The sequence below is a fragment of the Pedobacter sp. 01T416_2 genome (assembly GCF_056398925.1).
The window spans coordinates 1-9,168 of sequence record NZ_JBFTQI010000160.1 but is presented as its reverse complement, the minus strand read 5'-3'; the positions used below and the strand labels follow the sequence as shown (position 1 = coordinate 9,168).

At 35.2% G+C, this 9,168-nt stretch carries 7 protein-coding genes and 1 pseudogene; 7 read left to right on the top strand and 1 reads right to left on the bottom strand.

Translation table 11 applies throughout. The annotated features are described in order from the left end of the window. The 7 genes and pseudogenes from AC1DPQ_RS09110 to AC1DPQ_RS09080 form a co-directional block, all read left to right on the top strand. A pseudogene (locus AC1DPQ_RS09110) lies at positions 1-279 on the top strand (hypothetical protein); the annotation flags it as partial. Between the two features lie 50 nt (positions 280-329). Beyond that, positions 330-1,442 carry a glycosyltransferase family 4 protein gene (locus AC1DPQ_RS09105; RefSeq protein ID WP_477584982.1) on the top strand — a complete coding sequence of 371 codons (1,113 nt, stop codon included), beginning with the start codon at positions 330-332 and terminating at the stop codon, positions 1,440-1,442. After that, positions 1,442-2,134 (top strand): acyltransferase, encoded by a 693-nt coding sequence (locus AC1DPQ_RS09100; protein ID WP_477608910.1) that lies wholly within the window; start codon positions 1,442-1,444, stop codon positions 2,132-2,134. The genes AC1DPQ_RS09105 and AC1DPQ_RS09100 overlap by 1 nt, the downstream gene beginning before the upstream one ends. Positions 2,135-2,206: 72 nt before the next feature. Continuing rightward, on the top strand, positions 2,207-3,310 hold the full coding sequence (locus AC1DPQ_RS09095; RefSeq protein WP_477608908.1) for a mannose-1-phosphate guanylyltransferase: 1,104 nt from the start codon (positions 2,207-2,209) through the stop codon (positions 3,308-3,310). 351 nt (positions 3,311-3,661) lie between these two features. After that, the gene (locus tag AC1DPQ_RS09090) at positions 3,662-4,771 is read left to right on the top strand and encodes a DUF1972 domain-containing protein (protein WP_477608906.1); all 1,110 of its coding nucleotides are present in this window, start codon (positions 3,662-3,664) and stop codon (positions 4,769-4,771) included. Positions 4,772-5,164: 393 nt separating this feature from the next. After that, entirely contained in the window at positions 5,165-6,556 is a 1,392-nt protein-coding gene (locus tag AC1DPQ_RS09085; protein ID WP_477608904.1) for an undecaprenyl-phosphate glucose phosphotransferase, read from the top strand. A gap of 110 nt (positions 6,557-6,666) precedes the next feature. Then, on the top strand, positions 6,667-8,274 hold the full coding sequence (locus AC1DPQ_RS09080) for a gliding motility protein RemB (RefSeq protein ID WP_477584705.1): 1,608 nt from the start codon (positions 6,667-6,669) through the stop codon (positions 8,272-8,274). Between the two features lie 239 nt (positions 8,275-8,513). On the opposite strand, the gene AC1DPQ_RS09075 is transcribed toward AC1DPQ_RS09080, so the two are convergent. After that, positions 8,514-9,168 (bottom strand): transketolase C-terminal domain-containing protein (locus AC1DPQ_RS09075; RefSeq protein WP_477608902.1); only part of this gene is annotated, 655 nt, incomplete at its 5' end.

The following is a 9,168-nucleotide window of genomic DNA, read 5'->3' as shown; positions in this document are numbered from 1 at the left end:
GTCTATGATATAAGATACAGAATTTGCGGAGATTACGAGTTACTTTTAAGAGCAAAGGATAAATTAAATGCAGCCTTTATGGATGAGGTTACAGTTAAAATGAGTGAGGGAGGTGCAAGTGATTCAATTGCCGCTATTACAGAACATTTCCAAGCGGCGACAGAAACGGGTGGAGCAAGCTATATTTCTTCCAAGTTTAATGAATGTTATTACAAACTGAAGTTTGTTGTGAAGAATTGCTTTAGAAAGATTGGTTTAAATGTCTATCTAAAGAAGTGATAGCCATAGATTGATAATTTTTTGAAAACGATTATATTATATTAAAGCAGATGAAGATCAAAGTTGGGATTGATGCGAAATGGTATTTTGATGGCCCACCTAGCGGAAAGGTGGTTGTTAGAAATTTGGTTGATGAATTAATTAAAATTAACAATAATCATATTGAACTTTTTCTTATTGTCAGCAGTAAAAATATAGATCAAGCTGAAGAATTGTTTAGAGGCAAAGCCAAACTTATCCCTGTATATGCTAAGCCAAATTTACTTTCCAATTTGATAATTGTTCCATTTGTGGTTAAAAAGTATAACTTGAATTTTATACTATATCAAAACTTTGCAAATTATGGGAAAAGTAAATGGAAAAAAATAGCATTTGTTCACGATGTACTTTTTTTAGATTACCCCCAGTTTTACAGCCCTGTTGAGTTATTGTACTATAAGCCAATGAGTCTGTTAGCGAAACGTTCAGATTATGTAATCACTATTTCTAACTCAGAGAAAACGAGGATCTTAAAACATCATATTGCTGAAGACCAAAATACGGCTGTGGTATATCATGGAGTAAATGATAATTTTATGCCGCTAGACAAATATAACGTAGAAAGTATAAGATCAATAAAAAAGAGATATAATTTGCCAGATAAATTCGTTCTATACGTTGGGCGAATCAATATTAGAAAAAACTTATTGAATTTGATTAGAGCCTTTATACATATAGACGAATCTGTAAAACTTTTAATTGTTGGAGAAAGAGAGTTTAAAAATGAGGATATAGAAAAATGTATTCTAGACAATAACTTATTGGATAGGATTTCTTTTTCTGGTTATGTCCCACAAGCAGATCTTCCTCTTATTTATGCTCTTGCAAAGGTATTTTGCTTCCCGTCCTACGCCGAGGGTTTTGGTATGCCTCCACTGGAAGCTATGAAATGTAGAGTTCCAGTTGTTGTTTCGGATAGAACATCATTGCCAGAAGTTTGTGGTGATGGAGCTGTTTACATAGATCCTGACGATCCAATGGATATTGCAATGAAAACCAATACGTTGTTGCAAGATGAAAAATATTATAATTTAATGGCTGGCAGGGCGTTAGCACATGCAAATCATTTTACTTGGCAAAAGTCCGCGGAGAATATTTTAAAATTTATAATGGAAAAAAGCTAATGATCGAAAAGATTATACGGAAGCTAAAAAAAGACCCTAATTACAGATGGGAAAGTAAATATACTGTAAGGGATATAATTGTGGTTTCTTTTGAAAGGTTGAAACAGATGCTTAGAGGAGGTTATAGAAGATTTTTTTTTAAACGGACAAAAGGCCTATTATTTATAGGTCAGGGAGTTAAAATAAAACATGCATATAAGGTTTCCGCTGGAGACAATCTAATCCTCGATGATCGGGTCTATATTAATGCAATTTCTTTAGAAGGGATCAATATAGGTAATAATGTTTCAATTGGAAGAAATTCTGTTTTAATGGGATCACATGTCATTGCCCACCAAGGGATTGGCATAAAGATTGGCGATGGTACTGGCATTAATGCTTTTGCATACTTAGCAGGCCAAGGTGGGATAGATATTGGTGAAAATGTGATTATTGGCCCATATGTTAAAATTTTTTCTGAAAATCATAACTTTTCTGATGATACTGAGTTGATTAAAAATCAAGGCGTTACACGGTCTGAAGTACGGATTGAAAGCAATTGTTGGATAGGCTCTGGTGTAACAATTTTAGCTGGTGTAACTATTGGTTCCGGCACTGTCGTAGCCGCAGGAAGTGTTGTAACCAAATCTTTTCCAGGAAAAGTAATAATAGGAGGGATTCCCGCCAAAATAATAAAAAATAGAGGGGCCTAGGTTATAATGATTTAAAAAAAAACGCATTTTATTCAAATTAGCATTGCAATTGCATTTACCTGAAGTAAAAATATGAATTTTAATAAAAATACCTATGTTCTTATTATGGCGGGGGGAGTTGGTTCTCGATTTTGGCCCAAAAGTCGTAACCATTTCCCAAAACAGTTTATTGATATTTTAGGAATTGGCAAATCTCTGTTACAACTCACCTATGAACGTTTTTTAAAGATATGTCCAAATGATCAGATTTACATATTGACGAATGAAGGTTATTTTGATTTGGTTACCGAACAGTTGCCAGCCATCTTGCAGCGGAATATCTTGTTGGAGCCAAGCCGGAATAATACGGCGCCTTGTATTGCATATGCTACTTATAAGATTTCGAAACTAAATCCAAAGGCAAATATTGTTGTTGCACCTTCCGATCACTTGATTTTAAAGGAAGAGGTGTTTTTGGAGAAGATTGAAGGGGCATTGGATTTCAGTTCGAAAAATAATGCCTTATTGACCCTAGGCATTACACCGACGAGACCAGATACGGGCTATGGTTACATTAAGTATCAAGATTTGAGTATCGAGAATCAAGGTGTACCAGATGAAATTAAAAAAGTAAATGCCTTTATGGAGAAACCTATTTTGACTAAAGCTGAGGAATATTTAAAAAGTGGCGATTGTGTTTGGAATGCAGGCATATTTATCTGGTCAGCAAGTTCGTTGAAGAAAGCATTTGAAAAGCATGCTCCGGAAATTACTACAGTATTTGAAAGCGGTTTGCTCTTTTATAATACAGTTGATGAAGCCAAATTTATTACCGAAAATTATCCATTAAGCCCTAATATTTCTATTGATTATGCGATACTGGAAAAAGCAGATAATGTATACACTATACCTGCTGATATTGGCTGGTCGGACTTAGGCACCTGGGCATCTTTACACGCGGTTGGCGAAAAAGATGCTGCTAACAACATGGTAAACTTAGAAAAGATTAATTTGAAAGATACGAACAATTGCATTATACACTTACCCAATGACAAAGCAGCGGTAATAAGAGGATTAGATAACTACATTGTTGTTGATGATGGTGATGTGCTTTTGATTTATCCAAAATCGGAAGAACAAGAAATTAAGCAAGTGGCTAAGGATATGGTTAACGATCACGGGAGTAAATATGCTTAGCACTTATAAGATATCGAGAAATAGGTAGTTTCTCGTTTATTATAGTCTTTTTTAGGGTTTAAATTAGACGTATTAATCAACTATTTGCGTGGATGAAGACACTTTTTGTTTCTGCAATCTTTTTTGCTTTACATAATATGAATATTAACTTTTGTTATAATTGTTAAAACAAAAGGACGAGAATATGTTTAAATTTTCTTACTAAACCTGTGAAAGCGAAATAGATGTTGATCTTGAAATTTATTTTATATGCTCGTTAATAACCGTACAGTGGAATAGGTAACAACTCGTGCATAGTTAACAGAAGTAGTAGGCTAAGTGTCTATCGATATAAAGGAAGTATAATATACAATGAATATAGGAATTATTGGAACAAGAGGAATACCAAATCACTATGGCGGATTTGAGCAGTTTGCGGAATATCTCTCTATTGGACTTACCAAGAGAGGACATGCCGTTAGTGTTTACAATTCTCATAAACATCCATTTCAAGAAAGGACTTGGAATGGAGTTGAATTGATTCATCGCTATGATCCGGAAGATAAAATTGGGACAATAGGACAGTTTATATACGATTTTAATTGTATACTAGACAGTAGAATTAGAAAATTTGATATCATACTACAACTTGGTTACACCAGTAGCTCTATTTGGGGTTGGCTTTTGCCTCGTAGGACATCAATAATCACAACAAATGTAGATGGACTGGAGTGGAAAAGAACCAAATTTTCTCCAAAGGTTAAAAAATTTCTTAAATATGCTGAAAAATTAGGTATTAAGTTTAGTGATTATTTGATATCTGATTCAATTGGGATTCAAGACTACTTAAGAGAAACATATAGCAAAAATTCCCTCTATATACCTTATGGGGCAGACATTTTTAAAATCCCAAATGAAGAGTTAATTATAAAATATGATGTTAAACCGTTTGAATATAATATGTTAATTGCAAGGTTGGAACCTGAGAACAGTATTGAGATAATTTTAGATGGTGTGGTGATGGCCAATCAGTCTAGCAAATTTTTGGTAGTTGGAAAACACAATACTAAGTTTGGAACTTACTTAAAAGATAAATTTAAACATTTTAAAAATATCTGTTTTGTTGGAGGGATTTACGACATTAATATTTTAAATAACCTAAGGCATTTTTCTAACTTATATTTCCATGGTCATACTGTGGGGGGAACAAACCCTTCATTACTTGAAGCTATGGCTTCTCAATCACTAGTTGTCGCAAACCAAAACATTTTCAACGAATCGATTTTAGGTGCCGATGCATTTTACTTTAGAAACCAAAATGATGTTTGCGATGTACTGAGAAAGGTTAAAAAGCAAGATAATTTGAATTTAATAACTAGGAACGAATTTAAAATCAATGAAACATTCTCCTGGGATAATATTATAAGTCAATATGAAGCCCATTTTATAGATATTTATAATGCTAAGAAAAAAGTGTCTTAATATTTGACCACGTCAATAATTGTCATAAATATTAAAATGATTCCTATCTATAAGCAAATTATTGTCTCAGTTAAGATCCCTAAGAGAGGAATGGTACGACAAATAATCTGTCCTTGCCAATTAAAGGATTTGGTTCTATAGATAAGTATTTCAAAGAAGAGAATACAATTTCTATGAATCTACAGAAAAGTTGAATTAGTCGACTATTTATTAGCTCATAAATATTCTTCTTTATAATGCTTATTATTAAGTTTATATTGTAAAAAAATATTGGTTTTTAATTTGTTAATGTTTATTTAACTTTGCGTTCAGGTTTTAGGCATTAATTTTGTTCATTACGATTCACTTAAAACAAAAACAGAGGATAAATGTTTAAGTCTTCCCTTTAAGCCTATGCAAACACGTTACTTATTTATACTTAAATATATTTTACCAATAACTGACCTGATTATGGTCAATATTGTGTACTTTTTTGCCTACGAATTTACCGCTTATATGGGTAAAGCCGTAAGTTCTGAATTACAATGGCATTATATCGTGGTGTGTAATCTGATCTGGATTGTGAGCACTACAAGTTTTGGACTTTATAGCGAATATGGGTCGCGTAGGATTGAGCGAATCTATCGCGGAACTTGGAAAAGTGTGGTTTTACATGCAGTGTTGTTTTCTATTTACCTTTTCTTTTCTAAACAAAATGATTTCTCGAGATCTTTTCTGGTGATTTTTTATGGTATGCTGGCCATTCTATTTTTAGTGAACCGTTTTATTGGGACCTCGTTTCAGTTTTTACTATTTAATCATTTACGAGGTGTTAAATCTGTAGCCATTATGGGGAATAATCCTACAGGTTTGCAATTGGCCAGTTATTTTGAGAAACAACGTTATATCGAATTTCATGGGTTTATCAATGATATGCCAGAAGATTACCTAGATCGGAATGGTCAAATTTCTGATGTTGTAGGCCGTCAATTTAAAATGGCGGTTGATAAAGGGATTAAAGATATTTATGTGACCATCGCTCCAGAAAGGATGGCTGATATGGCATTATTAACAGAAGAGGCAGAACGTCAATGTGTGCGCTTAAAGTTTATTCCGGATATTAGTGGCGCCTTATTGTCACCTTATACGGTAAGTTATTTGGGTAACGAATTTCCAGTAATTTCATTACGCTCTGAGCCTTTAGAGAAAATACACAACCGATTTAAGAAACGTGCAATTGATGTGGTATTTAGTGGCCTGGTTATTCTATTCGTGCTAAGTTGGTTATATCCCATTATTGCTTTGTTAATTAAAATGCAAAGTAAAGGCCCAGTACTATTTAAGCAATTGAGAAGTGGCCGGGACGATGAGCCTTTCTGGTGTTTTAAATTTAGAAGCATGCGCATGAATGCTGACAGTGATAAACGGCAGGCGAGTAAAAATGATGATCGTATTACATCGATAGGTAAATTCCTTAGGAGATCAAGCTTAGATGAGCTGCCACAATYCTTTAATGTATTTATGGGGCACATGAGTGTGGTGGGGCCCCGACCACATATGTTGAGCCATACCGAACAGTACAAAGGTATTGTAGATCAATTTATGGTTCGCCACTTTTTAAAACCAGGTATTACAGGTTGGGCACAAGTAAACGGTTACCGTGGTGAAACGAAGGAAGATTACAAAATGGTAAAGCGGGTAGAACACGATATTTGGTACTTGGAAAACTGGAGTGCTATGCTGGATGTTAAGATTATTTTTATGACCGTGATTAATATGGCCAAAGGTGAAGAGAATGCATTTTAAATAAATATAAAGAAAGCCCTAAAGGGCTTTTTCTTTTATCGAAGTTTGGAGAGGATCGTTAATTTCATAATTAATAACGTTCTTTGCCGTTTGAATTAAAAATTTACCAAATGAAGAAAATCTTATTACTGCTGTTTTTAGTCGTTTCCGTTCACAAATTAAAAGCTCAAGCCGTTTATCAACCTTACTCTTATCAATTCTACCAGAAGCTGAGTAGCGAGATTTATAATCCAAATACACGGATTCACAGCTCTTTAAAACCTTTTTTTATTGATGATAGTTTATTGCGAGATAGAAGTAGGTTGTTGTTAAGCATCGGAACAGACTCAACTAGAAAATCGTGGGTATCGAGAAAATTATTTCAGGAACATTTACTAGACATACAGAAAGAAGATTTTACAGTATATGCTGATTTTTTGCCAGATTTTCAGATCGGTAGGGATTTTTCGGGCAAACAAAATGTTTGGTTAAATACACGGGGTTATCAGGTTGGTGGAACAGTTGGAAAAAAATTCTCCTTTTACACCAGTGGCTTTGAAAATCAGGGACAATTCTCTAAATATTATAATGATTATGTGAAAACTAGTGGCGTAGTTCCAGGGCAATCTTTTAACCGCGCTTATGGTTTTAATGGAGGCAAAACTTCTTTAGATTGGTCTTACGTAACTGCTACTATATCTTATACTCCTATAAAATATTTGAATATTACGGCGGGTTATGATAAAACCTTTATCGGTGATGGGTACCGGTCATTATTATTATCCGATTTTTCTTCTCCGGCGCCCTTTTTAAAACTTACAGGAAATTTAGGTAATGTACAGTATATGGCTATGTGGACTTCAATGCAGGATCCGGGTGCGACCAAACTATCTTACGATGCCGGTAACCGTAAAAAAGGAGGGATTTTTCATTACCTCGATTGGAACGTCAACAATAAATTATCGATTGGATTTTTCGACTCTATTATTTGGGCACAAACAGATGATGCTGGAAATAGAAGAGGATTTGATTGGGGCTATGCAAATCCCATCATCTTCTTAAGGCCCGTAGAAGCTTCTAGTGGCTCTCCAGACAATGCTCTGCTGGGTTTTACTGGTAAATATAAATTTGCGAAGGAACTGGTTGCCTATGGACAATTTTCGCTGGATGAATTTGAAGCTAAAAGTTTCTTTTCCAGCTCTGGCAGTTCCAGAAATAAATATGGTTGGCAATTGGGATTGAGAGGCGCGGATGTATTTCATGTTGAAGGATTAAACTATTTATTGGAATACAATACAGCTAAACCCTACACATTTTCTTCCAGAACCCGTATTGGCAATTACGCCAACTATAATGAGCCTCTAGCACATCCTTTTGGTGCTAACTTTAGAGAGCTTGTTAGTTTATTAAACTATTCTTACAAACGTTTTGATTTTAGCGGCGAACTGATGTATGCTAAGTATGGTCTGGATATCGCTGGGCAGAACTATGGTAAGAATATTTTCGAGCCATATACTGACGCGGTACAGCCTATTGGGAATTACACCACTCAAGGGATTCGCACAGACCTTTTTTATGCTGAAGGAAAAGTAGCTTATGTAGTTAATCCGAAATACAACCTACGCTTAGAACTAGGTGGTGTGGTTAGGAGAGAAAGTAACAATTTAGGTAAAAATACTACCGGATTGATTACTTTCGGTTTACGGAGTTCGTTCAGGAATTTGTATTCTGATTTTTAATAAACTACATGATATAAAAAGAGCCTCAGTTATTTGTTAGCTGAGGCTTTTTTGTTAATTAACCTGAGTTCGATTAATATTTGAATATAGTTGGTGTTTTACAGCCGCTTCACCTCACGCGATAGTCATGCTGAATTTATTTCAGCATCTTTCCTGCTATTAAGACCCTGAAATGAATTCAGGGTGACGACACTAATACTTAAAAACCCCCTCAGAATGACAAGTAATACGACAAGTTTCTACCCTGCCATACTATCGGTTGTTCTTTTGATGGCAACTTTTCTTACTGCCGCTACAATTGCGTTTTTATCATAACCGCATTCGGCCCAAAGCTCGGCCTGTTCGCCATGTTCGATAAACTGATCTGGAATACCTAAACGGATTACATTTGCGCTATAACCATGATCGGCCATAAATTCTAATATTGCAGAACCTACTCCTCCAGGTAATGAACCATCTTCTACGGTGATTACATGTTTATACTTAGCAAATACTTCATGTAGTAATTGCTCATCTAAAGGCTTTACAAAACGTAAATCGTAGTGGGCAGGATAAAAACCTTCGCTGTTTAACTCGGCTCGTGCCTCAACGGCAAAGTTACCCACGTGACCAATAGTTAATAGGGCTACATCTTCACCATCACAGATCTTACGTCCTTTGCCAATTTCTAATGCTTTGAATGGTCGTTTCCAATCGGGCATTACACCATTACCACGAGGATAACGGATTACAAACGGCCCCACATTTTCTTGTTGGGCAGTAAACATCAGGTTACGCAATTCTTCTTCGTTCATTGGAGAAGAGATCACTAAATTCGGGATACAACGCATGTAAGCAATATCATATGCGCCATGGTGTGTCGCACCATCAGCACCTGCTAAGCCTGCCCTATCC

Bases quoted from the DNA above. Each gene is read 5' to 3' on its own strand.
- AC1DPQ_RS09105 (WP_477584982.1), top strand. From the start codon at position 330: ATGAAGATCAAAGTTGGGATTGATGCGAAATGGTATTTTGATGGCCCA.
- AC1DPQ_RS09100 (WP_477608910.1), top strand. From the start codon at position 1,442: ATGATCGAAAAGATTATACGGAAGCTAAAAAAAGACCCTAATTACAGA.
- AC1DPQ_RS09095 (WP_477608908.1), top strand. From the start codon at position 2,207: ATGAATTTTAATAAAAATACCTATGTTCTTATTATGGCGGGGGGAGTT.
- AC1DPQ_RS09090 (WP_477608906.1), top strand. From the start codon at position 3,662: ATGAATATAGGAATTATTGGAACAAGAGGAATACCAAATCACTATGGC.
- AC1DPQ_RS09080 (WP_477584705.1), top strand. From the start codon at position 6,667: ATGAAGAAAATCTTATTACTGCTGTTTTTAGTCGTTTCCGTTCACAAA.